Origin of the sequence: Pseudomonas sp. AM4(2022) (genome assembly GCF_036346515.1) — a bacterium.
Taxonomy (GTDB): Bacteria; Pseudomonadota; Gammaproteobacteria; order Pseudomonadales; family Pseudomonadaceae; genus Aquipseudomonas; species Aquipseudomonas paracarnis.
Map to the genome: position 1 here is coordinate 1 of NZ_JAOTNW010000077.1, position 358 is coordinate 358.

Genomic DNA, 358 nt, shown 5'->3' on the forward strand with positions numbered 1-358 from the left:
GGAAGCGGCGATCTACTTGGGTTCGGTTCCTGATGAGCTGGTGCTGGCCCAGGCATCGCGTTTCTACCACTTTCGCGACGGTGTGCTGACAACCATCAGCGATGCGTATGACAACCGCCTGCGCCTTTGCCGGGATCGCTCAGGGCGGATTGAGCGGCTGGATAACGGTGCGGGTCGTTCGCTGCTGCTGCGTTATGAGTTGGGTCGCATCGTCGCGGTGGACTACCAGGTGCATCGCGCCACAGGGCGTGCGCCCTACGTGTGGGAGACCGAGCAGAACGTTGTTTCCTACGCCTACGACGAACACGGACGACTGGTTTGCGCGACCAATGCCGTCGGTGAAAGCGAGCGTTATCGG

The 358-nt window shown here is 61.5% G+C and carries 1 protein-coding gene; it reads left to right on the forward strand.

All coding sequences use genetic code 11. From position 1 onward, the window contains the following. The coding region (locus tag ODQ19_RS28050) for a hypothetical protein (RefSeq protein ID WP_330211841.1) at positions 1-358 on the forward strand (358 nt) is incomplete at both ends.